This is a genomic window from Sphingobacterium siyangense, from assembly GCF_007830445.1.
Classification (GTDB): domain Bacteria; phylum Bacteroidota; class Bacteroidia; order Sphingobacteriales; family Sphingobacteriaceae; genus Sphingobacterium; species Sphingobacterium siyangense.
In genome coordinates this window covers 113,818-137,842 of record NZ_VLKR01000014.1, presented here as the reverse complement: position 1 = coordinate 137,842, position 24,025 = coordinate 113,818, and the positions used below count along the sequence as shown (strand labels likewise).

20 protein-coding genes and 2 tRNA genes are annotated in these 24,025 nt (G+C 36.6%); 12 read left to right on the top strand and 10 right to left on the bottom strand.

Annotation, left to right across the window (positions count from 1 at the left end; translation table 11 throughout):
- Positions 1 to 46 precede the first annotated feature (46 nt).
- The 4 genes from IQ31_RS14070 to IQ31_RS14055 all read left to right on the top strand — a co-directional run bounded on the left by IQ31_RS14070 (position 47) and on the right by IQ31_RS14055 (position 6,800).
- Complete coding sequence (locus IQ31_RS14070; RefSeq protein ID WP_208734258.1) at positions 47 to 1,462, top strand: efflux RND transporter periplasmic adaptor subunit; 1,416 nt, start codon at positions 47 to 49, stop codon at positions 1,460 to 1,462.
- Positions 1,463 to 1,464: 2 nt separating this feature from the next.
- Positions 1,465 to 4,608, top strand: coding sequence for an efflux RND transporter permease subunit (locus IQ31_RS14065; RefSeq protein ID WP_145328347.1), 3,144 nt, complete (start codon positions 1,465 to 1,467; stop codon positions 4,606 to 4,608).
- Positions 4,608 to 6,017, top strand: coding sequence for an efflux transporter outer membrane subunit (locus IQ31_RS14060; RefSeq protein ID WP_145328346.1), 1,410 nt, complete (start codon positions 4,608 to 4,610; stop codon positions 6,015 to 6,017). The genes IQ31_RS14065 and IQ31_RS14060 overlap by 1 nt, the downstream gene beginning before the upstream one ends.
- Positions 6,018 to 6,203: 186 nt before the next feature.
- Positions 6,204 to 6,800: a TetR/AcrR family transcriptional regulator gene (locus IQ31_RS14055; protein ID WP_158638882.1), complete on the top strand. Its 597-nt coding sequence runs from the start codon at positions 6,204 to 6,206 to the stop codon at positions 6,798 to 6,800.
- Between the two features lie 55 nt (positions 6,801 to 6,855).
- On the opposite strand, the gene IQ31_RS14050 is transcribed toward IQ31_RS14055, so the two are convergent.
- Complete coding sequence (locus IQ31_RS14050) at positions 6,856 to 8,028, bottom strand: PepSY-associated TM helix domain-containing protein (protein ID WP_145328344.1); 1,173 nt, start codon at positions 8,026 to 8,028, stop codon at positions 6,856 to 6,858.
- Between the two features lie 2 nt (positions 8,029 to 8,030).
- A complete protein-coding gene (locus tag IQ31_RS14045) occupies positions 8,031 to 10,574 on the bottom strand; it encodes a TonB-dependent receptor (protein ID WP_145328343.1) in 2,544 nt (847 codons plus the stop codon).
- An 889-nt stretch (positions 10,575 to 11,463) separates the two neighbouring features.
- Here IQ31_RS14045 and IQ31_RS14040 point away from each other — a divergent pair.
- Positions 11,464 to 11,537 (top strand) — tRNA-Pro (locus IQ31_RS14040).
- Between the two features lie 317 nt (positions 11,538 to 11,854).
- Positions 11,855 to 12,835, top strand: a complete 981-nt coding sequence (locus IQ31_RS14035) for a 3-keto-disaccharide hydrolase (RefSeq protein WP_088162900.1) — start codon at positions 11,855 to 11,857, stop codon at positions 12,833 to 12,835.
- A 39-nt stretch (positions 12,836 to 12,874) separates the two neighbouring features.
- On the opposite strand, the gene IQ31_RS14030 is transcribed toward IQ31_RS14035, so the two are convergent.
- Complete coding sequence (locus IQ31_RS14030) at positions 12,875 to 13,168, bottom strand: Smr/MutS family protein (protein WP_145328342.1); 294 nt, start codon at positions 13,166 to 13,168, stop codon at positions 12,875 to 12,877.
- Between the two features lie 45 nt (positions 13,169 to 13,213).
- Complete coding sequence (locus IQ31_RS14025; RefSeq protein WP_075994119.1) at positions 13,214 to 13,633, bottom strand: hypothetical protein; 420 nt, start codon at positions 13,631 to 13,633, stop codon at positions 13,214 to 13,216.
- Positions 13,634 to 13,918: 285 nt separating this feature from the next.
- On the opposite strand from IQ31_RS14025, the gene IQ31_RS14020 reads away from it, so the two are divergent.
- On the top strand, positions 13,919 to 14,902 hold the full coding sequence (locus IQ31_RS14020; protein ID WP_145328341.1) for a hypothetical protein: 984 nt from the start codon (positions 13,919 to 13,921) through the stop codon (positions 14,900 to 14,902).
- A 160-nt stretch (positions 14,903 to 15,062) separates the two neighbouring features.
- The gene (locus IQ31_RS14015; RefSeq protein ID WP_145328340.1) at positions 15,063 to 15,809 is read left to right on the top strand and encodes a copper homeostasis protein CutC; all 747 of its coding nucleotides are present in this window, start codon (positions 15,063 to 15,065) and stop codon (positions 15,807 to 15,809) included.
- Between the two features lie 33 nt (positions 15,810 to 15,842).
- Here the strand turns inward: IQ31_RS14015 and IQ31_RS14010 are convergent, their stop codons facing one another.
- Together IQ31_RS14010 and IQ31_RS14005 are read right to left on the bottom strand one after the other, a co-directional pair.
- Positions 15,843 to 16,022, bottom strand: a complete 180-nt coding sequence (locus IQ31_RS14010) for a hypothetical protein (protein ID WP_046671880.1) — start codon at positions 16,020 to 16,022, stop codon at positions 15,843 to 15,845.
- A 33-nt stretch (positions 16,023 to 16,055) separates the two neighbouring features.
- Positions 16,056 to 16,126 (bottom strand) — tRNA-Cys (locus IQ31_RS14005).
- Between the two features lie 450 nt (positions 16,127 to 16,576).
- On the opposite strand from IQ31_RS14005, the gene IQ31_RS14000 reads away from it, so the two are divergent.
- The 3 genes from IQ31_RS14000 (at position 16,577) to IQ31_RS13990 (ending at position 19,127) form a co-directional block, all read left to right on the top strand.
- The gene (locus IQ31_RS14000) at positions 16,577 to 17,194 is read left to right on the top strand and encodes a porin family protein (RefSeq protein ID WP_145328339.1); all 618 of its coding nucleotides are present in this window, start codon (positions 16,577 to 16,579) and stop codon (positions 17,192 to 17,194) included.
- 116 nt (positions 17,195 to 17,310) lie between these two features.
- Positions 17,311 to 18,447 (top strand): AI-2E family transporter, encoded by a 1,137-nt coding sequence (locus tag IQ31_RS13995; protein WP_145328338.1) that lies wholly within the window; start codon positions 17,311 to 17,313, stop codon positions 18,445 to 18,447.
- A 53-nt stretch (positions 18,448 to 18,500) separates the two neighbouring features.
- Complete coding sequence (locus tag IQ31_RS13990; RefSeq protein ID WP_145328337.1) at positions 18,501 to 19,127, top strand: porin family protein; 627 nt, start codon at positions 18,501 to 18,503, stop codon at positions 19,125 to 19,127.
- Positions 19,128 to 19,341: 214 nt separating this feature from the next.
- On the opposite strand, the gene rpsJ is transcribed toward IQ31_RS13990, so the two are convergent.
- The 4 genes from rpsJ to rpsL all read right to left on the bottom strand — a co-directional run bounded on the left by rpsJ (position 19,342) and on the right by rpsL (position 22,881).
- The gene (gene rpsJ, locus IQ31_RS13985) at positions 19,342 to 19,647 is read right to left on the bottom strand and encodes a 30S ribosomal protein S10 (protein WP_028070501.1); all 306 of its coding nucleotides are present in this window, start codon (positions 19,645 to 19,647) and stop codon (positions 19,342 to 19,344) included.
- Between the two features lie 78 nt (positions 19,648 to 19,725).
- The gene (gene fusA / locus IQ31_RS13980; RefSeq protein ID WP_088162893.1) at positions 19,726 to 21,849 is read right to left on the bottom strand and encodes an elongation factor G; all 2,124 of its coding nucleotides are present in this window, start codon (positions 21,847 to 21,849) and stop codon (positions 19,726 to 19,728) included.
- A gap of 131 nt (positions 21,850 to 21,980) precedes the next feature.
- On the bottom strand, positions 21,981 to 22,448 hold the full coding sequence (gene rpsG, locus IQ31_RS13975; RefSeq protein ID WP_046671863.1) for a 30S ribosomal protein S7: 468 nt from the start codon (positions 22,446 to 22,448) through the stop codon (positions 21,981 to 21,983).
- A gap of 19 nt (positions 22,449 to 22,467) precedes the next feature.
- Positions 22,468 to 22,881 (bottom strand): 30S ribosomal protein S12, encoded by a 414-nt coding sequence (gene rpsL / locus IQ31_RS13970; RefSeq protein ID WP_002993550.1) that lies wholly within the window; start codon positions 22,879 to 22,881, stop codon positions 22,468 to 22,470.
- Between the two features lie 594 nt (positions 22,882 to 23,475).
- Between rpsL and IQ31_RS13965 the strand changes: the two genes are divergently transcribed.
- Positions 23,476 to 23,946, top strand: coding sequence for a hypothetical protein (locus tag IQ31_RS13965; protein WP_088162892.1), 471 nt, complete (start codon positions 23,476 to 23,478; stop codon positions 23,944 to 23,946).
- The last annotated feature ends 79 nt before the right edge of the window (positions 23,947 to 24,025 follow it).

Here is a 24,025-nt window from a genome sequence, read left to right as displayed (position 1 = left end):
ATTTTTGGATTGCTGCAATTTTGTCTGTTTTAATCAGCACATAAGTATGAAAGAAACAATCGTTATTCAGAAGCGGTATTTACCAAAAAGCATTAATGCTTCTCTCAAGGTAAAAAATGAAAACCTTCGAGTTTTTAATAGTTCAAATTCTCCATTTTTCAAAGCGCTATCAATAAGAGTTTACCGGCGTTTTCATGAGAGAATAGTTCAGGTTTTCCATAACATCCAATCATTATCCAAACATGGATTGATTGACTATAGAAATACATCAGTAAATGAAGTATTACAAGCGAACATATTTGGTAAAATAAATTGTAAAATGGTAGGTTCTTTTGCCATTCTCTTGCTATCTATTGGATTATCTTCTTGTAGTCAGAACGGTCAGAAAGCGGCTCCAAAACCAAAAGAATATCAAGTGGTAAAAGTTCCAACTCAGACTGTTAAATCGCAAATCTCATATCCTACAACTTTACAAGGAAAAGTCACTAGTGATGTACGTGCTAGAATCTCAGGATACATTCTTGAAGTTTTTGTTGACGAGGGAAGCATTGTTAAAAAAGGTCAGCCTCTTTTTCGGCTTGAAACTAATATGCTGAACGAGAATGCTGATGCAGCAAAAGCAACTATCAGAACTGCTGAAGCCCAAGTGAGGGTTGCTCAGGTAAATTACGATAAATTAGTGCCCCTTGTTAGGAAAGGAATTATCAGCAATATTCAATTAGAAACTGCGGAGGCTGACTTAAGCAGTGCAAAAAGTCAACTTGCAAATGCTAAAGCGCAGTACAAGAGTATTACAGCAAATATTGACTATGCAATTGTGAAAAGTCCCATTGATGGAATAGTCGGTGCTATTCCGTATCGAAAAGGTACTTTGGTTAGTCCTAATGATCCCGTACCACTCACTGTCGTTTCCGATAATAGCGAAATGTTTGCTTATTTTTCAATGACAGAAAAAGAGTATTTCAACTTTTTAGAAAGCACAAAAGGTCAGACTATAAAAGAGAAATTAAGCCATTTACCTATGGTAACACTCACCTTGGTCAATGGGAAAATTTATCCTTACACTGGTAAGATAGAAACCATAACAGGCCAGATCAACCAAAGTACAGGCTCTGTACAAGTTAGGGCTTCATTTGTAAATAACGACCAAATCCTAAGCAATGGTAATAGTGGGACAATAAGTATTCCAACAGAATACATTGATGTAACTGTCGTTCCCGAATCGGCCACTTTTGAACAACAAGGACAGGTATATGTATACAAAGTAGAAAAAGATACTGCTAAAACAGTAAAAATTGAAGTAATCGAAAGAGTAAATAAATTGGTAATTGTCAACAGTGGTATCACTAAAGGTGAAACCATTGTTGGAACAGGTTTGGGTACTCTACGCAATGGCATGCCAATTACACCTCAACTCATCGATTTTAAATTAATTAACGAAGCAATCAAACCAACTTTTTAAGTATGTTAAAGACTTTTATAGAAAGACCAGTATTGTCTACTGTTATTTCCATTCTCATTCTTATACTGGGAGTCTTAGGTTTAATAGGACTTCCAGTTACTCAATATCCAGATATCGCTCCTCCATCTATTCAGATCTTAGCGAATTATCCAGGTGCCAACGCTGAAACAGTGATTCAAAGCGTAATAATTCCCATCGAAGAACAAGTGAACGGTGTGGAAGGTATGGATTATATTATGTCAACTGCCAGTAATGATGGTGGTGCAAACATCCAAGTTATATTCAAACAAGGGATAGATCCAGATATTGCGGCAGTAAATGTGCAAAATCGTGTATCCCGTGCCGTTTCTCTTTTGCCTAGTGAGGTAAATCGTACCGGAGTAACAACACAGAAGCAACTTTCCAGTCCCCTAATGTTTTTATCATTCTATTCAAACAACAAAGATTATGATGGAGTTTATATTCAGAATTACTTGAATATAAATGTAATTCCTGAATTAAAAAGGGTTGAAGGTGTCGGTGATGCACAAATATTTGGGGCACTCAATTATTCCATGCGTATTTGGATTAACCCAGCTAAAATGAAGGCATATGGTCTTGCTCCATCAGACGTTGTAAGTGTTTTAAATGAACAAAGCTTAGAGGCTGCTGCAGGACAATTGGGGGAAAACAACGGCGAAGCATTTCAGTATGTCATAAAATATGGCGGAAGATATAAAACCCAAGAACAATACGAAGATATTGTAATTAAGGCCCTTGGAAATGGACATTTATTACGACTGAAAGATGTAGCTAAAATAGAATTAGGAGCACAGTCGTACATTACCCATGCAGAGTTTAATGGTCATTCGGCATTAGTTATGTCTATCAATCAAACTCCAGGATCCAACGCACAAGAGATTATCAAAAATCTACACAAATCATTAGAACACATGTCCGATCAATTTCCAAAAGGAATAGGTTATAATGTTCTAATGGATACCAACACAGTTTTGGATGCCTCTATGAGTAAAGTAGTACATACTTTAATTGAAGCATTTATTTTAGTGTTTATAGTTGTGTTTTTCTTCTTACAGGACTTTAGGTCTACACTTATACCTTTAATTGCAGTTCCAGTTGCTATAGTTGGAACATTTTTCTTTTTAAGTGTTTTCGGTTTCTCTTTAAATTTGCTGACGCTCTTTGCTCTTGTTTTAGCCATCGGTATAGTTGTGGATGACGCCATTGTTGTAGTTGAAGCAGTTCACGCTAAAATGGAACATACGGGACAGGATGCGTTAACCGCTAGTATTAATATAATGAGCGAAATTTCAGGGGCTATTGTTTCCATCACTTTGGTTATGGCCGCTGTATTTATTCCTGTTACCTTTATTACCGGACCAACAGGGGTGTTCTATAAGCAATTTGGTATAACTCTGATTATTTCAATCGTACTTTCAGCTGTAAACGCCCTTACATTAAGCCCTGCTTTATGTGCGGTTTTTTTAAAACAACACATTGAAAAAGAAGGTCAAAAAAAGAATTTTTTCCAACGTTTCTTTTTTGCATTCAATATTGCATTTAATAAAATGACCGAAAAATATGGTCGTTCGTTTAAGTTCTTATTTAAACATAAATGGGTTACTGGCCTAATTCTGTTATTATCAATTGGCGTCACCTTTTTTGCAGCCAAGACAATGCCTACTGGCTTCATTCCTAAAGAGGATAGAGGATTCATTATTGGAAATATGGAATTGCCTCCAGGAGCTTCTATGGATCGCGTTACTGCTTTGCAAAAGGATTTTTCAAAGATGGCTAGGCAGATACCTGGAATTGAGGCAATATCTGTGAATGCGGGAAGATCACTGATTAATGGGCAAGGTTCAAACTATGGTTTGCTACTTATTAAACTTGATCCATTTGAAAAAAGGTTGACACCGGAGCTTTCTAGTGATGTTGTTATTTCTAAATTATTCGAAATTGCTGCTACAAAATTCCAAGATGCGAAGATGATCTTCTTTCAACCTCCCAGTGTGTCTGGCTTTGGTAATGCTGCCGGATTTGAGATGAAATTACTAGACCGCACAGGTGGTGAACTTACTGATTTTGACGAAAAATCTAAGATATTTTTAGATTCATTAATGCTACGCCCTGAAATTCAATATGCACAATCATCCTTTAATACTAATTATGCACAATATGAACTGCAATTGAATATTCCGCGAGCAAAAGAGTCAGGCGTTTCCGTAAGTGATATTTTTTCGGCCCTTCAAGGCTATGTGGGAGGGATCTATGCTGCTGATTTTTCGCGGTTCGGAAAACAGTATCGCGTAATGGTACAATCGCTACCTGAATATCGTTCGAATGAGAACAGCTTAAATGAAATTTATGTAAAAACAAGCACTGGTCAAATGGCCCCGATTACACAATTCATATCACTGAAGAAAGTATTTGGTCCACAATCAGTAAATCGTTTCAACCTATTCAATTCATCAAATATTACAGGAGCACCAAATCAAGGTTTTAGTTCTGGTGATGCAATTCGAGCAATTCAAGAAGTTGCCAAACATACCTTGTCTAAAGATTATAGTATTGATTTTACTGGACTATCAAGAGAAGAGATAAATGCGGGATCTCAAACTGTTTTCATTTTTTTCTTGTGTATTATTTTCGTCTACTTTTTACTTTCTGCTCAATATGAAAGCTACGTACTGCCTTTTGCAGTACTTCTTTCTCTGCCAGTAGGTGTTATGGGGGCATTCATTGCACAGAAATTTGCAGGATTGGAAAATAATATATACTTCCAGATAGCCTTAATTATGTTAGTTGGACTCCTTGCAAAAAATGCAATTTTAATTGTTGAGTACGCTGTTAGTAGACGGAAATCTGGTGAATCTATTGTTGAAGCAGCAATTAGTAGTGCCAAGATTCGATTACGCCCAATTCTAATGACCTCTTTTGCTTTTATTTTGGGCTTAATGCCGTTGGTTTTCGCACAAGGAGTAGGCTATGTTGGGAACCGCTCTATTGCAACAGGAGCCGCATTTGGGTTATTAATCGGAACTGCTATAGGTGTATTTGTGATCCCTGTTCTTTTTGTCATATTCCAATACATGCAAGAGAAAATCAAACCGGTGAAATTTATAGAAAGAAAGGACAATTTATAATGAAAAAACAAAATTTATCACAAATTATAGGATGTGTTCTTATCGTATTTACCATGCAATCCTGTTTTGTAGCAAAGAAATATACGAGACCTGAGGTAGTGGATGAACAGCTGTACCGCACCGATAAAATTCATCAAGATACCACCTCAATGGCTAATGTCTCTTGGCAAACACTTTTCTCGGATACTGTATTAACACACTATATCCAAGAGGGGCTGAACAATAATCTTGACATCCGTACAGCCCTAGAAAATATAAATATTGCGCAATCCTACATGAAACAAGGAGCATGGGGATATGCGCCGACATTGAATGTTGGTATGAATTATACCAATAATGTTATTTCGGATAATTCTCCGCAAGGCAGGGTTAATCCAAATAATACATTTAATACTGGAATTTATGCTTTGACAGGCCAGTTCTCATGGGAAATTGATGCTTGGGGTAAAATTCGAAGTGACAAGAAAGCGTCTATTGCAGGATACATGCAATCTGTCGCTTTCCATCAAGCGGTAAAAACCCAATTGATTTCAGCAATTGCCACGAGTTATTTTCAACTATTAGCCCTGGATGAACAAAAAAATATCACAAAGCGGACAATTATCAATAGAGAAAATAGTATTGCCACAATTCAAGCATTAAAAGAGTCTGGACAGGAAAGCGAAGTGGCTGTTAAGCAGATTCAGGCACAGTTATACAATGCTCAAGCTCTCTTAATTGATATCGAAAATAATATTAAACTCACAGAGAATACCTTTAGTATTCTTCTAGGAAAGAACCCAGAATCAATTAGCCGAACAACTTTGCCAGAGCAAAAAATTAATACAGATTTAGTTATTGGCGTGCCTTTGCAGATGCTGACGAACAGACCGGATGTTAAAGCCGCGGAATTAGAATTAATACAGGCTTTTGAAATGACAAATGTAGCTAAGAGTAATTTTTATCCTTCTTTTAGGATAACGGCGAATGGCGGACTACAAAGTATCAAGTTCGAAGATTTATTCAACTCTACCTCACTGTTCTCAAGTATTATTGGGGGATTGACTCAACCGCTATTTAATGGAAGAAGGATTAAAACTCAGCATGAAATAGCTTTAGCCAACCAGGAAAAATCTTATTTGAATTTCAAGAAAAGTGTGTTGAATGCATCTAAAGAAGTTTCAGATGCTCTATATAACTATGAAAGCGCAAAAGATAAATTAGTACTGAAAGAGCAAGAATTCCAATCCTTAAAACTTGCTTCTGAATACTCTGAAGAACTATTAACTCAAGGTATGGCAAACTATTTAGATGTCCTAACCTCTAGAGAGAGTTCCTTATCCGCGGAACTTGCATGTGTCAATACAGAATTAGCACAACTAACAAATTTAGTTGCTTTGTATAGAGCTGTAGGTGGAGGGCTAAAATAGCAAGAATTATTTCTAAAAATCAATTGGGCTGAAGGTGAAAAAATAAAGCTTTCAGCTCAGTTGTAATATGATAAAACAAAGTCTAAATTGACTGAAGAAAAAAAGTAAATAATTATAGATATTAAAACGGATGACTGTCGATATCAAATCGATAGTTTCAGGATGATACTATGTAAGCAGAAAAATATGAATACCAAAGAAAGAATACTAATAATAGCAGAACAACTTTTTTTCTTAAAAGGTTATCACTTGACAACTATGCGAGATATCACCCAAGGAGCACAGTTAAGTCTAGGGATGGTAAATTTTCATTTCAATACGAAAGAGAATTTACTAAATGAAATACTCTTACGGTTAGATGCAAGTATTGATAGGATGATTAATAATTACAGTACAATACATCCAGAGATAGAAAACTTAAAGACATTTGTAAATGATACACTGAACATTTTTTTAGATAATCCTAAAACAATATTCTTATTTATCCGAGAACAGTTAAACCCTGTTTCCTTAGAAATGCGTGCGTTAGTTAGATCAATTCAACAAAAACACATGCAGGCGTTTTTTAAATTAACACAATCTCTAAATATGAACTTTTCCAAAAATCCATCTTTAGAAGATGGAATCACGTTGTTTTACTATAACATCTTTGGGACACTCAAAGAAATTGCTATTGAACAACAATTTGAACACGCTACGGTGTTGGATGGAAAATCACAAAAAGTAATAGATTTCAAAAACTTAGTACCGTCTATTGTAGACTCTTTTTTAACTGATAAGTGAGAATAGCATTAATCCATATACGGTTTTGAACTAACTGTATATGGATCAACGTTTTTTATAGAAATTTCAAATACTTTTTTAATGATCCCTTTGAAAGTATTTTTTTAGATTTTTCTGAACTCTTTTTACTTTTATACTTCTTTCCTAAGTAAAGTATTAAGCCAGTTATAGGTAAACTAGCACTGATTAAGCTTACTAAAAAGGCAATTAGCTTCCCCAAAAATCCAGCAATCTGTCCCGTATGAATATCGTAATTTAAAGTATTCAGCTTTGTACCTGGACTTTTGGAGCTGTAAGGAATAAAATTCAGAAGTTTCCCCGAATAACGATCAAACGAAAAGTTACTACTGTAACTAAAATGCAATGGTTTTGGGTATGTTGTAATGGAAATTGGTGAACTTTGTTTTGATCCTGGAAATATCAAGAAAGAATTTGAGTTTGGTGATTTTAGCCTAGCTATATCAAAAGCTTTGTCAATGACAAATGCCGAATCAGGAAAGTTAATCTTTTGAATACTATCTGATTTAAAAACTTCTTTATCTTTTGGATATTCTTTACCATTATTTGCCACATTAGCGATACCATTTTTCACCCATTGAAAGCTAAAGGATAGACCGCTTATCGCAAGAATAATTGCAAAACTGGTAATATAAAAGCCCAATACATTGTGTAAATCGTAATTAACACGTCTCCATCGTCCTCCCCATTTAATTGTAAGACTCCTTTTCCGGTCTGTTTTTCTTTTTGGCCACCACAGAATTAAACCACTGATCATTATTACTACAAATATTATTACGCAAATTCCGTTTACAAGTTTGCCTATTTTGGGAGGAAGAAAAAGATTAAGATGTACTTCTTTAATAAAAAGGAAAAAATTCTCCTTCATTACCTCAGTATGAAGATATGCTCCGGAATAGGGGTTGTAATAAACTGACTTGGTCACTTTATTTTGTGATATTCTTACCTGAGCAGATCTTTCAGGTCCATAAAACATAACCAGTGTAATTTTTGCTTTCGGGTATTTGGCTATTGTTAAAGATTGTAATTCTGATGGTTTAATAAATGGCTTTTGTTCTGCTTTAACGGTTCTATACGAATATAAGACATCTTGAATCTCATCCTGAAAACAGAAAATACAGCCTGTAATGCTTACAACAAAAACCGCAAGGCCCGAAATAAATCCAAGCCAGCGGTGTAAAAATAAAATTGACTTTTTAAAATTGCTCATCCCTAAAACTTGAAGGATATGTTGGCAATTACCTCGCGTAGCATTTGAGGATTCATAGTGCTGTTACCCACCCAATATTTGGTATTGCCTATGTTATTCATTTTTAATCCTATGCGATATTTCTTTTGATCGTAAAACAATGCCGCATTATAAACTTCATAAGAAGGTAAAATAAATTGACCAAGCGCGACGGTATTAATTGCATAGTTTTTCGAAGCATAATTTCCTCCAAAACCAGCTCCCAGACCTTCTAAAACACCTCGGTTTACACGATAACTCATCCAAAAATTCACTAATTGTTTAGGGCCTGCAGAAACAGGGCGTAGTCCATCTAAATTTGCGCTGGTGTTGGTATAACGACTATCATTATAACCATAACCAGCGATTAGATTTAAGCCAGCAATCGGGTTGGCAATCACCTCAATTTCTACACCTTTGCTTGATTGTGTTCCATTCTGTATACTCAATTGTGGATTTAATTCATAGGCTCTCACAATATCTTTCACCTTAATATCATAATAACTTACATTTCCACTTAATATCCCTTTAAAAAGATCAAATTTCACACCTCTTTCCAGTTGATTAGCCTGTTCTGGCTTAAAAGTTTTACCCTCGAAATCGGTTCCTGTTTTGTTAACAAAGCCATTTTGATAGTTGGCAAATAGTGATACCTGTTCAGGTAAAATCTGATAAACTAATCCAAATTTTGGAGAATATGCTGTTTGTTTATAACCATCGGACGTAACGTTTGTTGAATTATTTAATATTCCCTTGTTAACAAAACGATCTATGCGCAAACTTAATAAGGCATTTAAGTTTTCGGTAATATTAACAACATCTGCTACAAAGGCACTGTAAGTTCTGGTATTGGATCGGGTTACTAAAGTGGTTCCTGCGGGACGGTTTGTATATGCTGAATCGACCTTTGTCTGGTTAAATTTATAATAATCCGGTCCTGGATTTGTGATACTTACAAAATCAAAAACGTCATTCATCTTGCTACCTTTTAATGCAGCGGTTGATCCTGCCGGGTTGTAATAGTCGTTGTTACTAAAGCGATTGTAAGTAATATTCGTATTAGCCTGTAAATAATCGAAACCAACAGTCAGCCTGTTTCTAATTCCCGCTACTTTAAAGTCACCAAGGATATTTTGTTGAATCTGCATATTGAGATCCGTTCCGTTAGGTTCCCAAACCATACGCTGTAAATACAAGTCGTCATTATATGTTTTTGTAGGAGTTGTTGGAGCCTTTACAGAAGTGATAGACCTTACTTTAGCTCCTGGAATTAAATAATAATAAGGAGAAGATCCACTAGATCCACTAGTAGTCAAGCTAATATTAGATTGAGATTTCCAGTTCTTAGAAATCTGGTAGTTCATTTGCCCAAAAACATTCGCATTCTCACCTTTTTTTATCATATCTCTGCTTGAAAAAGAACTTCTGTAATTGATATTAACATCTGCAGCATTAGATACGCCAAATTGCGAAACAGGTGTATTGCCGGAAAAATATAAAAACTGGCTACCAGCACTCTGCAACTGGTTGAACTCCGCGTCTAAAAGAAATGACAATTTATCGTTCACTTGATATGAAATACTTGGCGCAAATAGGAAACTTTTTCTAAACGCATTCTCCTGAAAACCATTTTGGGCATTGTAAGCAGCATTCATTCTGAATAATAACTTACCTAAAGAATCTATCGGAGTGTTAAAATCAGCTGTTAATCTATTTAAGCCATAGCTTCCGGTATAATAGGCAACTTCTCCAGCCATAGACTTAAATGGCTTTTTAGTTACACGATTAATCAACCCACCATATGAACTCATTGAATTACCAAATAAAGTTGCTGATGGGCCTTTTAATACTTCAATGCTTTCCACGTTCGCAGCATCAATTGCTGTAGTAATATTGCCCGCAAGACCATTTCTCAATTTACTTTGAGTAACAAAACCTCGCAAAACAAACGTTGTACCTCCTGAACCAGCTCTTCCTGTAGATTCGAAAGATTTGCTGACACCGGCTGCATTTTTAAGAGCCTCATCAAGGTTATTGATTTGCTGATCTTTTAAAAGTTCCTTACTAATACTTGAATAAACTTGTGAATTTTCAAGATTTTTAAGGGGCATTTTAGTCACATAAGGACTGCTTTTCCGAGTAAATTTATTTATCCGGCCACTGCTAATGCTTATTTCCTGCAAATCCGTAATACTCATGTTTAGTACAACAGCAGGTATTTTATTTACACCTTCTTTGACTTCGATAAATTGTTGCTCTATCTTAGCTCCAATCTGCTTAATCACTAGAGAATAAGTACCAATAGGGGCTTTTAGTTCGAAATTGCCCTTATCATCTGTTGCTGTTGCAAAACTAGTGTTTAATAAATAAACGGAAACATTATCGGCTGGTTTTCCCTCCGAAGTTAATACTGTTCCAGATATTAAACTTTTTGTTTGCGACAAAACATTATTAGAATAGGATAATAATAAAATATATAAAAATGCGAAAAATGATTTTTTCGAAATACTTATGTAAAATAATCTCATAGCTTATTTAGTCTTAATATAAATAGCGAGGCAAATATATTAAATTTTTATATGCCATATTAACCAAACCAAATAATTTTATAAACCAATGAAAGTTTAAAAAACATCGACTTCATCAATCGCTATTTAGCTATTTATTATAATGAAGAATTGTTGAAATACAACTGGTCGGAAACAACTTGTTTTTTGGAAAAGCATAAACAGATAACCCTTCTTAAGATTAAAAAAAAGGTTTATATTAATTGAAGAAATAGGGGAAAACTAGTGAAAAGCATTATAAGTTGAAAATGTTGTAAATAATTTTCAACTTATAAGATGCTTAAAATTAGGCGCTTTAGGATTTGTTTGTTTATTTTATTAAACAAAACGAAAAAAAACTTGCACAGTATTGTTAAATAGTGCTACATTTGCACAACCAAAAACGAAAAAACAAAGCGTTTTTCCTCAAGGATAGCTTTATAAAATATAATCGTCCCGGATGTTTATAGCTCTTGAGAAAGCGCTATTTTTTTTAAATCATTTAGAAAATGGTTCGAAAATTGTACTGGGAAGACGACTAGAAAAGCTCTAACGAAGGTTAGGGCTTTTTTCGTTTTGGGGCAAGAAGGCAAACCTACGGCCTTTAGGATATTATTTAGTTTGATCCGGAGGAGACTCAGTCAGGGCGTGCCAATCCTACTATTTCAGCTAGCTAAGCGTTAACTTCGCTATTCAGGGCAGTCATGCTGGTTTTTAAAATTATTTTGGATCGAAATCGATATGTGTTTTAAATGTTTTTTAAATTATTTTACAATAAGTCAGCTTGTTAGGTGTTATGTGAAGAATATTTTTGAAAAAAACATATTTTTAGTTTACTTTTGTGCCACACAAAACAAAGGTGATACCTTTTCGGGGTGTAGCGTAGCCCGGTATCGCGCCACATTTGGGATGTGGAGGTCGTAGGTTCGAATCCTGCCACCCCGACTAAGAAAGCTCTAACGAAAGTTAGGGCTTTTTTTGTTTCAGGGCAGGGTGCGAACCTACGACCTTGAAGATATTAGTAGGTTCGATCCGTAGGAGGCTCAGGGTTGTGTTTGGGGAAAGTGCGGCTGAGTCAATCCTGCCACCCCGACGAGAAAAGCTCTAACGAAAGTTAGGGCTTTTTTTGTTTCAGGGCATTAAGGCGAACTTACGGCCGGGTGCATTCTTCGCATTTTTTAACATTATATCCTTGTAAACCCGCTGTTAAACAGTTAAATTGCTTGAAATTTATTGTCAACTAGAATATAAACATAAATAATATGAACAGAAAAGCGGCATTTCTTTTAGGAATTTTGGCCTCTTGTGCATTACCGCAAGTAACCTTTGCTAAACATTCAATCGGAGAATCCAGTCATTATCAACAAGACGTAGAAGGCAAAGAGCTGATTGGTCGATGGGACATCGAAGTTGATATTAATGGTACCCCTGCACCATCCTGGTTGGAGGTAAAATTGTCGGGCTATAGAACTTTAGTCGGTCATTATGTGAGTACTTCCGGAAGTGCTCGCCCAGTTTCGCAGGTGTTTTATGAGAAAGGAAAGTTTAGATTTGCCATCCCACCTCAATGGGAAGGCGGAAAGATGAATCTAAGTGTTGAAGGAGAGATTGTAAACGGTGTATTGCAAGGGACAATAACAGAGCCTGATGGGAAAACATATCGCTTTAAAGGTGTTCGTGCTCCGGAGCTGAAGCGAACAGCTGCAGTAAAATGGGGTAAGCCCATTCAGCTGTTCAACGGCAAGGATCTGTCAGGATGGAAAGCTACCGGTAAAACGAATCAGTGGGTGGTGAAAAACGGAATTTTGACTAGCCCGCAATCTGGTTCTAATTTGGTCTCTGAGCAAAAATTTGAAGATTTTAAATTACATGTTGAATTTAAAATTCCAGCAGGAAGTAACAGTGGGGTTTACTTGAGAGGTCGTTATGAGGTTCAGATTGAAGATAGTCCCAAGGATGCACATCCTAATGCTGTGCTTTTCGCAGGGGTATACGGCTTCTTAGCTGCAAATGAAATGGTCAATAAAGGAGCCGGAGAATGGCAAACCTATGATATTACATTGGTAGGACGTCTAGTGACGGTTGTGGCAAACGGAAAGACTGTTATCAGTAACCAAGAAATCCCTGGTATAACGGGCGGTGCTTTGGATAGTAAAGAGGCAGAGCCGGGACCAATTTATTTCCAAGGGGATCATGGTCCCGTGGAATTCCGAAAAGTGATTATTACTCCAGCTATTAAATAGCATAACATGATACAAAGGCTATCTGAAAAGGTAGCCTTTTTAAATCCCTATGACAACGACTACAATATCTTCATTCTGGTAGGAGGTGTAATAGCGTTCAATGGAGCCGTGAGCCTTGTACTCTTGCAGCTCTTCAAAAACCATTTTTTTTAACATTCCTTTTCCCTTGCCATGAATAAACTTTATTTCGTTCATTTCCCAATAAATAGCTGCATCTAGATTAGATCGCATAAAATCAATGGATTCTTGTAAGAGCTCCTCTGGCGAATAATCTTCCCAATCGTCAAGAAAGGTGTCGGTGTGTAAGTCTACGATAGCTGGTGGTTTGCGCATTTCTCAATATTTTACAATGCTGCAAAAGTATAATAAAACGGCGACTTAATAGGTTAAGTCACCAACGAAATCAATCGCTTGGGCAAATTTTTCATACCATTTTTTGATAATAGCTGCAATTTCATACTCTTCCTCATCGGCATGGTTCAGCATAAGTAACTCGATCGATTGGAGTAGCTGTTTGAGATCTAGAAAATAACCGTCGAAATCCCGGAACGCAGAGACAGTGTCCCGAATAAGCAGCATGGCATCATGTCGAAGTGTAATCATATCATGACGTGAAGATATTCGGTCCAGCAACCATTCCTTTTGGAAATTGGAGTCAATATGTCTGTTGCAAGCCTGATTAAAAAGCAATTCAAATTCAACAATTTGATGTTTCAGGTCATATATAGCTTTTTGGAGCTCTTCAAAAGTACTGATGATCTTTTCTTGGGTCTCCATGTTTTTTGATATAATTGCCATGATATTTTACTTAAAAATGTATGCGCTTGGTTTTTAGTTATTTAAATAAAAGCATGTAAGGTATATACAAATAGTTCAGCCGAATGTTTTACATGTCTAAAATTCGGTTATGATTTTTGTATATAAAAGAAGAGACTGAGCTTAAAACGGAACTGAGTTTTTTCGGTTTTTGGTGCCGTTTTCAAATCGTAGATTTTTTTTGAAACCTAATTTATTTAATACTATTTAATTTTAGTTATATTTAATATGCTGTATTGCAGCCAATACAGTGTAAATGTATTAACTATGTTAGCATCTAGTTTTGTTGATTTCTTTAAGAAGAGGAGGTCCTATGTCCTGTTTTTAGCACTGCTATTGGTATGCACCTTGCCCATGTGTCATGGCCAATATAAGCTGAAAGATTCTACAAAATTTATAAACGATCAGTTGCCCAGGTATCTCGGAAGAATGGGGAAGATTAAGTCTAGAAATTATCCCCTTAGTGGTCGTGAAGCAATCTTGCGAATATTACTGAAAGACTATTACGTATATAGATTGGTGTCAGGAGAAGATAGTTTGGATAGGGAACGTTATCCTGCTTTATGGAATTCTCTTTCCGTACAAACATTTAAAACGCTAAATACGCGTGATATGTTTAGTTACTGTATGCTTGTACCTGAGTTTGAGATGCAAAATTGTGGTTCCTTGGGGCGGTTGAAAGGTCAACATATATTTGGAGTCTTTTATCGAAGGGACATACCGCTGGAATATTGGAGCAATAGACAGTTGGTTGCTTTGCATGGAAATAGAGATTCTGTTGTACGATATGTAGACCAGATGTGGCCTACACTCGATTTCATTGGTGAAAATATCAAAGATTTAGCGGTTGAATTGATGATGTGGGAGTTAATACCAAAGGTGTTGGATAAGTTGGTTCTGACACCAACGGACAACGATCTGTATGCTCTATTGGTGCAAATAATGATGCGTCTGAAATTCAAACCTTTTGAAGATTCAGCTATTTATGAGCAATTGTATGGTCCGGCATCTTATATAGGAAGTCGAATTGAAAGCAATGCAGAAAATCGGAATGACATTATGAAACTCGCGCGGGAATGTTTTGAAACGCTAAATACATCGCCTGGCTTCCAAATACCAACTTATATCAAACGGGAGCGTTTCTTAGATCCACCTTCTTCAAGGGAGCTGTCAGATCGGACGAGCACTTCGAAAGGACCAGATTGGAAGTGGAAAAAAGTAGATGTGCCGCATTATAAGCTAAAGCTTTAGATCTTTGTCTGGAAGCAAAATTTACCTTGCAGGTAAAGTATCTTTTTAACTGGCGTTTTTTCTAAAGCTTATACTAGTTTGACCATAGTTAGGGGAGTAGGTTATTTGCTTTTTTTTTACGTTATTCGCGTAAACGAAAAATAGCTTAAAATATAATATAATGAAGGAAAAGGCAATTGGAAATTACCAATTAGAGATATGTTCAAATTCCGTAGCATCAGCAATTGAAGCCGAACAAGGAGGAGCGACCCGGGTAGAGTTTTGTCAAAATTTAGAAAATGGAGGGACTACACCTTCGTTTGGTCAGTTGCAGTTAGTGCGGAGATTGGTGAATATTGGTATTCATGTGCTTATCAGACCGCGTGGAGGTGATTTCCTTTATACAGAGACCGAGATCTTAGAAATGATAGCAGATATTCAGTTGTGCAAGGAATTGGGGATAGATGGTGTTGTAATAGGTATGCTGAATGCAGATGGTACGGTAGATAAAGTGAATACTTTGCGATTGGTGGAAGCTGCGCGTCCCATGCATGTTACCTTTCATAGAGCTTTTGATCGCGTGGAAGATCCCTTTCAGGCATTGGAAGATGTCATTGAACTGGGGATAGATCGTATTTTGACATCTGGTCTGCAAAATTCTGCTTTAGCTGGAGCTCCATTACTCAAACAGTTAGTTCAACAAGCAAATGGCCGTATTGTAATTATGCCTGGTGCAGGTGTCGATGCAGCTAATATAGCTCATATTTTAGCGCAAACTGGTGCAGTTGCAATACATAGCTCAGCTAAAGAGCTGCATGGTTCGAAGATGGAGTTTAACCAGAGTCAGGTCAATGGAATGGATGAAGCACAGTGGATGAGCTCAAAAGAAAAAGTCCACCAAATGGTGGACCTATTAAAAAGCCTTTAAAGTAGTACTTTAAAGGCTATTAAATTCTTCTTACTATTTAGCTTCTGAAGCTAATTGATTTAAGATAGCATCGTTTTTAACGATTTGGTTGCTAGCTTTCATTTTTGATCTAGAACCTAACTCTACGTTAGTTCCTAATTTCAAGAACTGAACTTCAACACGTGAAACAGTTTTATTTCTTCTATCTTTTCTTTTTAAACGTGTAACTCCCATTTTGATAATATTTTTATTGTTTAAAATAAAACGAGGTCGGAAGCGGATTCGAACCGCTGTAGGAGGTTTTGCAGACCTCAGCCTAGCCACTCGGCCATCCGACCCTATTTTTTTCCTTTTGAAGGTCTGCAAAAATAAAACTTATAATTGGAATTAAAAAATCTTTATGATAAAACTTTTATGTTTTTAAGCATTGGTCTGAAAACCAAGCTGGTATTTTGCTGTGTGATCCTTTGAGCAATGGTCAGTAGGAACATACCGGAAGGGTTTTCAGCTTGGGATAACCAAGACGTTTTTGATAAAGCACTTTCCTCGGTAAAATCAAACACCGAATCCATTGCAGCTCGCCATCAGATTGAAATAATACGCCAATTACTGTATCTTTTAAAGGACAATGCTAAATCGTGAAAAGATAATTTTTTTTGATGTTTTACTATGTAAATTAATGGCTTATGGATTTTGGAATAGATATTGCAAATGGGAATGTAATAAATCTCGTACAGGAAATTATGAGATTAAATGGTAAAAGAAGAAAGTAAATTAAATTAGGAAACATGAAAAAACTATTATTATCTGCAGCAATTTTATTTGGTTCGTTAGGAGCTTTTGCACAAGGTGGATTGGGATATGGTCTCCGTGCGGGTGTAAATATTCCTAAATATTCTTTAAGTAATGAAAGCACACAATCAAATACAGGATTTTTTGTAACGGGTTATTTGGACGCTCCCGTTTCGCCCTATTTTTCTATTCAACCGGGATTGTCTTTGCAAAATAAAGGTGGAAAGTGGACTCCAGGTTCAGCTTCTGAAATTAAAGAGAGTGTAATGTCTCTTGATATTCCAGTAAACCTAGTAGCTAAATTACCTACAGGAGATTCTGGTAACTTTTTTATTGGTGCAGGACCTTATGTTGGATTCGGATTAAGTGGTAAACGTAAAGGAGAGTTAGGCGAGGGAAATGTGAGAATTGAACGTGATCTAAATTTTGGTAGCAATGAAAATGATGATCTTAAACGTACCGATTTTGGTATCAATTTCTTAGCTGGTTACCAGTTGACTAATGGTTTTCAAATCAATGCTGGTTATGGTTTGGGTTTAACCAACTTAGCTCCAGGGTCAGGTGATATGGCTAAAAACCGTGTTTGGTCTGTGGGTATCGGTTTCGGACTATAAGAAATATAAGTACTTAAACTTATTATGAGGAAAGAGTCCCTGCATTTGTGGGGACTTTTTTATTGTATTAAACTAAAGTCAACCGAAATTGTTATTTTTATTCAAAAGATTGCTGCATGAAAAGATTTCTTCCTTTACCCTTTTATGTCAAACTTGCCTGTGTACTCATCAGTATCATTCTACTGGGGTATTTAGCAAAAATTGGAGATACGATAGTGATTCCCATGATTTTGGGCTTACTGTTCTCGCTACTATTGATTCCGCTGAGCAATTTTATGGAACGGAAACTCCATTTTCCACGTACATTGGCCGGCATATTGAGCGTTGTTTTATTTTTCGGTGTGTTGGGGTACGGACTTTTTCTATTAGCCTCGCAGCTTACACTCCTTAAAGAAGATTTCCCGGCTTTTAAGCAACAGATTATGGATGGCGTGGGTAATCTACAGACCTGGGTGAGCCAACAGTTTGGAATCCAGCATAAAGATCAGATTGATTTTATCAATAAAACAGCATCGAAGTCGGTGGATTCTGGTACTTTATTCCTGGGAACAGCTTTGGTCTCTCTTTCGTCGCTATTTATTTTGTTTGTTTTTACTTTTCTTTACACGTTTTTTTTACTGATTTACAGAGGTCATATTGTCAAATTTCTCTTATTTGCCAATCGTGTAGAAGATAGACCTATTGTTCTGGACGTCGTTCAACAGGTTCAGTATGTCGTCAAAAAATACCTTATTGGGCTACTGATTCAGATGAGTTTGGTCTCTTTGCTAGTTTTTATCACCCTTTCGATTATTGGAGTGAAATATAGTTTACTTCTCGCTTTGATAACTGGAGTTTTCAATGTATTACCTTATGTCGGTATTTTTTCTTCCATGCTTATTATTGCCATTCTGACTTTTGCAACCTCTTCATTCACGCATGTCGTCTTGGTTATGCTTGCCTTGATCGTTGTGCATTTAATCGATAGTAACTTTATTGTTCCAAAGATTGTAGGTTCTAAAGTGAAAGTGAACTCCTTATTTGCTATGCTCTCCATTATTATTGGCGAAATGGTATGGGGTATTTCCGGTATGTTTTTGGCGATTCCTATTTTGGCGATTGTCAAAATTATAATGGACCGCATTAAGGAGTTAAAACCTTGGGGATTTCTTTTAGGGGAAGAAGATAGTAAGGATGACGTTTACAATGATATGTACGCGACCTTGCACCATGAACTTCCCCCTTCGACTGAAATTGATAAAGAAGCCGAATAGTTTTTTTATTACTTTTGCCCGCTATCTCAAGCATAGCGAATAAAAGTAATTATATGAAGAGAATATTATTAACCACATTAGCCATTGTGGGAATGACAACCGGGCTTCAGGCTCAAATGTCTTTCGGCCTTCGTACGGCAGCCAATTTTGCAAAGGAAGTGAGATATTCAAGCTATGGAAGCTCGGCCTATCCTGCCATTACAAGATTACATGTAGAAGCATATGTAGAGCTTCCATTGCGTAATAATTTTGCTTTGCAACCTGGTGTGGCTCTTCAACAGACAGGATCCAAAATGAGTACAGGTTCGCAAAATGGTGAAATTTTGATGGATGGCTGGCGTAAGGTACAATATCTTGAAGTCCCTTTAAACTTAATGTATTACTTTCCTCAAAATAATTTTGGACAATTTTTTCTAGCTGGGGGACCATATACAAGTGTTGCAATCTCTGGGAAAGAGAAATTTTCTAGGACTGTAGAAGAAATTCAGTTTGGGACTAGAAAAAATAGCAATGAGATGAAGAAATATGATGCTGGATTAAATTTTTTAGCGGGATTTAAATTAACAAATGGCTTTTCGGTGCATGGCGGATATGAGTTAGGTCTTTTAGATATCAAGCTAGATGATAAGATTAGTACCTATAATCGTGTATTTTCAATCGGACTTGGTTATCAGCTCTAATTTTAATTGGTCGAAAAATGTCTTTCACCTCATGTTTTGGATTTATTAGTTTCATGAGGAATATTTGCGCAAACAAAACCTTCATGATTCCGCAGGCAGCAACAGCAATGGAAGCCGACTGAAGGTTTCTTTCTGGCTAATAATATCAGACACATTCACAAAAAAGGGGCTTTTCTTCCGAAAGGCCCCTTCTTTTTTCAGTGACTGAAATCTATCACACTTTGATTTCTACTTCAACACCTGAAGGCAATTCAAGTTTCATCAATGCGTCAACAGTTTTAGCGTTTGATGAATAGATATCCAACAATCTTTTGTAAGCACACAATTGGAATTGCTCACGTGCTTTTTTGTTAACGTGTGGTGAACGTAATACCGTATAGATTTTTTTCTCAGTAGGCAATGGAATAGGACCACTAACAACTGCACCTGTAGGTTTTACTGTTTTTACGATTTTTTCAGCTGATTTGTCAACCAAATTGTAATCGTAAGATTTCAATTTAATTCTGATTCTTTGGCTCATAGTATATGATATTATTAAAAAATGACCGCTGATTAGAGCTATTAACAACCAGCGGTCGGTTTATTTTTGAGTTCTATATTATTCTACAGAACCTTTGATTTTACCTTTTGATTTTGCAATCACCTCTTCAGCAACGTTACGAGGAGCTTCTTCAAAGTGATCAAATTCCATTGTCGATGTTGCACGACCTGAAGTGATTGTACGTAATTGTGTTACGTAACCGAACATTTCAGAAAGTGGAACCAATGCTTTGATTACCTGTACACCGTTACGTGAATCCAAACCTTGCATTTGACCACGACGACGGTTTAAGTCACCCATTACATCACCCATGTTTTCTTCTGGTGTTAAAACCTCTATTTTCATAATTGGTTCCATTAACACTGGAGAACATTTAGGCAATCCTTCACGGTATGCTTGACGAGCAGCTAATTCGAAAGACAATGAATCTGAATCGACAGCGTGGAATGAACCATCAATCAAACGAACTTTCATTCCTGATAATGGGAATCCTGCTAATACACCATTTTTCATTGAAGTTTCAAATCCTTTTTGAACTGAAGGGATAAACTCTTTAGGAATTTTACCACCAACAATTTCATTAACGAATTGAAGTGGTGATTTTGATAAATCGAAATCTTCATCCGCTGGAGAAATAACAACTTTGATATCCGCGAATTTACCACGACCACCTGATTGTTTTTTGAATACCTCACGGTGCTCAGTAGTACCGTTGATAGACTCTTTGTATGATACTTGAGGAGCACCTTGGTTAACCTCTACTTTAAATTCACGTTTCAAACGGTCGATCAAGATCTCTAAGTGAAGCTCACCCATACCAGAGATAACTGTTTGACCAGTTTCTTCGTCAGTTTTTACAACGAATGTAGGATCCTCTTCAGCCAATTTACCAAGACCAATACCTAATCTATCAACGTCAGCTTGAGTTTTAGGCTCAATCGCCAAACCAATTACTGGCTCAGGGAAAGTCATAGACTCAAGAATGATAGGTGCTTTTTCGTCACAAAGTGTATCACCAGTTTTGATGTCTTTGAAACCTACAACAGCACCGATATCACCAGCCTCGATGAAAGGGATAGGGTTTTGTTTGTTCGCGTGCATTTGGAAGATACGAGAGATACGCTCTTTGTTTCCTGAACGAGTGTTCAATACATAAGAACCAGCATCTAACTTACCCGAGTAAGCACGGATAAAACATAGACGACCTACAAATGGGTCAGTCGCAATTTTAAAACCTAAAGCTGCGAAAGGCTCGTTTACAGATGGTTTACGTAAAATTTCTTCACCTGTATCAGGGTTAGTACCTTTTACAGCATCGATATCAAGAGGTGAAGGCAATAATTCCATTACTAGATCCAACATGGTTTGAACACCTTTGTTTTTGAAAGATGAACCACATACCATAGGAACAATTGCATTATCTAATACCGCTTTACGTAAAGCATCTAAGATTTCACGCTCAGTCAATGAATTTGGATCTTCGAAGAATTTCTCCATCAAAGTCTCATCATAACCAGCTACAGCTTCCAATAATTTCTCACGGTATTCAGCAACTTCATCCAACATATCTTCTGGAATTGGAACTTCTGTAAAGGTCATTCCTTTATCATGCTCATTCCATACGATACCACGGTTGTTGATCAAGTCAACTACACCTTTGAATGTATCTTCAGCACCGATAGGCAATTGTAAAGCTACTGCATCGGAACCTAGCATTGATTTTACTTGGCCAACAACTTTTAAGAAGTCAGCACCTGAACGGTCCATTTTATTAACGAAACCAATACGAGGTACTTTATATCCATCAGCTAGTCTCCAGTTAGTCTCAGATTGAGGCTCAACACCATCAACCGCAGAGAATAAGAAAACTAATCCGTCTAGTACACGTAACGAACGGTTTACCTCAACCGTGAAATCCACGTGTCCAGGAGTATCGATTACGTTTACTTGGTATTTGTTGTTACGGTAGTTCCAGAAAACGGTTGTAGCAGCAGAAGTAATTGTGATACCACGTTCAGCTTCTTGCTCCATCCAGTCCATTGTAGAAGCACCTTCGTGAACTTCACCAATTTTGTGGTTTACACCTGAGTAGTAAAGGATACGCTCAGTTGTTGTAGTTTTACCAGCATCGATGTGGGCAGCGATACCGATATTTCTAGTGAATTTTAAATCTCTTGCCATAATATTTTTAAGCAGCGGACCTTAATGGTCTTATGTGTTTAAATGTAATGTTAAATAAGTACACCGACCTTGATAAAAGATTGTTTTTATCGGAGGTCGGTGTAATCATATTTTTTTGAATGTCTTCAAAATTAGAATCTGAAGTGTGAGAACGCTTTGTTAGCTTCCGCCATTTTGTGCGTATCTTCTTTCTTCTTAACAGCAGCACCTTCACCTTTAGAAGCTGAAATGATTTCTCCTGCTAATTTTTCGAACATTGTTTTTTCACCACGTTTACGAGCGTATGAAATTAACCATTTCATACCCAAAGCGATTTTACGATCTGGACGAACTTCCATAGGAACTTGGAAGTTAGCACCACCAACACGGCGTGATTTAACTTCAACAGCAGGCATAACGTTGTTCAAAGCTTTTTTCCAAGCTTCTAAACCGCTTTCTTGTGTTTTTTGTTCTACTAATTCTACTGCGTCGTAAAAAATAGAATAAGCGATAGATTTTTTACCATCTACCATCATATTGTTTACGAAACGTGTTACCTGAACGTCATTAAACTTTGGATCAGGTAAAATGATTCTCTTTTTCGGTTTTGATTTTCTCATTTTTCTTTCCTCCGTTTAATTATTTCTTTTTACCTTTTGCTGGAGCTGCAGCTGCTTGTCCTGGTTTAGGACGCTTAGTTCCATATTTAGAACGACGTTGGTTACGACCTGCTACACCTGAAGTATCTAATGCACCGCGGATGATGTGGTAACGTACACCTGGTAAATCCTTAACACGACCACCACGGATCAATACGATCGAGTGCTCTTGTAAGTTGTGACCTTCTCCAGGGATGTAAGCGTTGACCTCTTTACCGTTTGTTAAACGTACACGAGCTACTTTACGCATTGCTGAGTTTGGTTTTTTAGGGGTAGTAGTATATACACGTGTACATACACCTCTTCGCTGTGGACATGAGTCCAACGCTGGTGACTTACTCTTATCAACCAGAGCTACTCTACCTTTTCTAACTAATTGTTGAATAGTAGGCATTTACCTGTTTTTGTTTATAAATTTTTTTACCTTAAATATTTTAAGTTCGCAAAGATACTGATTCCCTTTTGAATATGAAATAGTTAGTGTATAAAATTTAGATTATTTTTTGAATTGGTGCTACTCGTTTCTTTATTATCAATTGGCTTCTTTCGTATTCTCTGATCCTGACTATCCCTTTTTTCCTATTGCAGTGTGTTAAGCGAACCGTTTAGTATTTTTAGTCATTTGTAGCTTTGATTCAGGAAACTATCTGCAAGCAAGCTGAATATCCTCGTTTAGGCAACGATGGGTAGATTCTATATCCTTTTCGACAATAACTATTCAACTCCTGATGGTTTGTTGTACACGAATATGGACGATTATAGGGTAGCAAAACGGCAAAAAGCTATGTAATATAGGTTTCTTCTTGTAAGCACTCTAAGTTGTTCTTTCGCTGTGCAGTACCCTTTAAATAATGGTATTCTTTCGAAAATATTCTTCTACTGGTTTTCAGGTATATTGCACCTCCTGCATGTTTTTGCGTTCTGTTTGGCAAAGTGTTTGATAAACACGTGTAAATATTTAGTAGAAACAAATTAATGTATTCAAGTTATGAAAATCAAAATGAAATTAATGTATGCAGTGGTACTGGCCTTGGTAACCTTCGCTTTTGTTGGATGCTCAAAGGACGACGATAATACTGTACCATCAGAGAACAAAGGGGCTCTTAAGGTTACAGTTACAACTTCTTCATCTTTCACTGTTGACGGTGGAGATGTGTCTGTATCTTGTGGGTCTGCGGGAGGCGATGCTAAGCCACAAACGTGGACTGTTAATGGAGCTGCAGGGACAACAGGTCAAGTGTTATATTCAGTTGAAAAAGAGTATTTTCAAGGAGGTAAAACTGCTGTTTTGGAATCACCGGCTAATTATTTGACTGCTAGTGTAAATATTTCTGCATTTACAATTAAGCAACCATTTACACTTACATACAAGGTTGAGCAGGGAGGGAAAGTAATTGTTGAGAAATCTCAGGAAATTAAATCTGGAGTAACTCCTATATCAGTCTCATTAACATATTAGTATGTTAGTATTTTCGAGATGTGTCTGTAGAAACTAAGTTGTTTTATTTTTTTAATACAAACTCAGGTTTTTTACAATC

Excerpts from the sequence above, each read along its gene's own strand:
- IQ31_RS14070 (WP_208734258.1), top strand. The coding sequence starts at position 47 with ATGAAAGAAACAATCGTTATTCAGAAGCGGTATTTACCAAAAAGCATT.
- IQ31_RS14065 (WP_145328347.1), top strand. The coding sequence starts at position 1,465 with ATGTTAAAGACTTTTATAGAAAGACCAGTATTGTCTACTGTTATTTCC.
- IQ31_RS14060 (WP_145328346.1), top strand. The coding sequence starts at position 4,608 with ATGAAAAAACAAAATTTATCACAAATTATAGGATGTGTTCTTATCGTA.
- IQ31_RS14055 (WP_158638882.1), top strand. The coding sequence starts at position 6,204 with ATGAATACCAAAGAAAGAATACTAATAATAGCAGAACAACTTTTTTTC.
- IQ31_RS14050 (WP_145328344.1), bottom strand. The coding sequence starts at position 8,028 with ATGAGCAATTTTAAAAAGTCAATTTTATTTTTACACCGCTGGCTTGGA.
- IQ31_RS14045 (WP_145328343.1), bottom strand. The coding sequence starts at position 10,574 with ATGAGATTATTTTACATAAGTATTTCGAAAAAATCATTTTTCGCATTT.
- IQ31_RS14035 (WP_088162900.1), top strand. The coding sequence starts at position 11,855 with ATGAACAGAAAAGCGGCATTTCTTTTAGGAATTTTGGCCTCTTGTGCA.
- IQ31_RS14030 (WP_145328342.1), bottom strand. The coding sequence starts at position 13,168 with ATGCGCAAACCACCAGCTATCGTAGACTTACACACCGACACCTTTCTT.
- IQ31_RS14025 (WP_075994119.1), bottom strand. The coding sequence starts at position 13,633 with ATGGCAATTATATCAAAAAACATGGAGACCCAAGAAAAGATCATCAGT.
- IQ31_RS14020 (WP_145328341.1), top strand. The coding sequence starts at position 13,919 with ATGTTAGCATCTAGTTTTGTTGATTTCTTTAAGAAGAGGAGGTCCTAT.
- IQ31_RS14015 (WP_145328340.1), top strand. The coding sequence starts at position 15,063 with ATGAAGGAAAAGGCAATTGGAAATTACCAATTAGAGATATGTTCAAAT.
- IQ31_RS14010 (WP_046671880.1), bottom strand. The coding sequence starts at position 16,022 with ATGGGAGTTACACGTTTAAAAAGAAAAGATAGAAGAAATAAAACTGTT.
- IQ31_RS14000 (WP_145328339.1), top strand. The coding sequence starts at position 16,577 with ATGAAAAAACTATTATTATCTGCAGCAATTTTATTTGGTTCGTTAGGA.
- IQ31_RS13995 (WP_145328338.1), top strand. The coding sequence starts at position 17,311 with ATGAAAAGATTTCTTCCTTTACCCTTTTATGTCAAACTTGCCTGTGTA.
- IQ31_RS13990 (WP_145328337.1), top strand. The coding sequence starts at position 18,501 with ATGAAGAGAATATTATTAACCACATTAGCCATTGTGGGAATGACAACC.
- rpsJ (WP_028070501.1), bottom strand. The coding sequence starts at position 19,647 with ATGAGCCAAAGAATCAGAATTAAATTGAAATCTTACGATTACAATTTG.
- fusA (WP_088162893.1), bottom strand. The coding sequence starts at position 21,849 with ATGGCAAGAGATTTAAAATTCACTAGAAATATCGGTATCGCTGCCCAC.
- rpsG (WP_046671863.1), bottom strand. The coding sequence starts at position 22,448 with ATGAGAAAATCAAAACCGAAAAAGAGAATCATTTTACCTGATCCAAAG.
- rpsL (WP_002993550.1), bottom strand. The coding sequence starts at position 22,881 with ATGCCTACTATTCAACAATTAGTTAGAAAAGGTAGAGTAGCTCTGGTT.
- IQ31_RS13965 (WP_088162892.1), top strand. The coding sequence starts at position 23,476 with ATGAAAATCAAAATGAAATTAATGTATGCAGTGGTACTGGCCTTGGTA.